The organism is Microcystis aeruginosa NIES-4325 (assembly GCF_008974145.1).
GTDB classification, from domain to species: domain Bacteria; phylum Cyanobacteriota; class Cyanobacteriia; order Cyanobacteriales; family Microcystaceae; genus Microcystis; species Microcystis aeruginosa_G.
The window spans coordinates 1-411 of sequence record NZ_BJKP01000046.1 but is presented as its reverse complement, the minus strand read 5'-3'; the positions used below and the strand labels follow the sequence as shown (position 1 = coordinate 411).

The window sequence follows — 411 nt, the reverse complement described above, 5'->3', positions numbered from 1 at the left end:
GCCTTCTCGTACAAGCGCATATACCTCACACCCTTCGGCTACTAAAAGCCTTGCTACATGGGAACCAACAAAACCACTCGCACCAGTAATTAATACTTTCATGCTTTCTTTAAATTGTTTTGATTCTCAATAAACAAATGGACTCCGAAATTCTGAAAAAGGAAGAAAACTCTGATCTCGTTCAGACAAGATAGGATTTGTATTTGGCCAAGGTATTGCTACGGAATTCCAAAGAATTCCTGTATCTTCTTTGGGAGAATATACTGTTGACACTTTATACAACATATAGTTATTTCAAATAAGAACGAGACACTAGGCGACACAATAAGTACGAATAATTTCATCAAGGGGTGTCCCCACAGGAGCATACATTCTTGCCCTCTTTAATGCACTAAAATCATGTTCGATATC

2 protein-coding genes and 1 pseudogene are annotated in these 411 nt (G+C 38.0%); all 3 read right to left on the bottom strand.

The features are described 5' to 3' along the window. Positions 1–102: GDP-mannose 4,6-dehydratase (locus MiAbW_RS17370; RefSeq protein WP_151697142.1), on the bottom strand; the 102-nt coding region annotated here is incomplete at its 3' end. 24 nt (positions 103–126) lie between these two features. Beyond that, complete coding sequence (locus MiAbW_RS17365) at positions 127–285, bottom strand: dTDP-4-dehydrorhamnose 3,5-epimerase family protein (RefSeq protein ID WP_238707332.1); 159 nt, start codon at positions 283–285, stop codon at positions 127–129. A gap of 27 nt (positions 286–312) precedes the next feature. Further along, positions 313–411, bottom strand: a pseudogene (locus MiAbW_RS17360) (IS630 family transposase); the annotation flags it as partial.

Bases quoted from the DNA above. Each gene is read 5' to 3' on its own strand.
- MiAbW_RS17365 (WP_238707332.1), bottom strand. From the start codon at position 285: ATGTTGTATAAAGTGTCAACAGTATATTCTCCCAAAGAAGATACAGGA.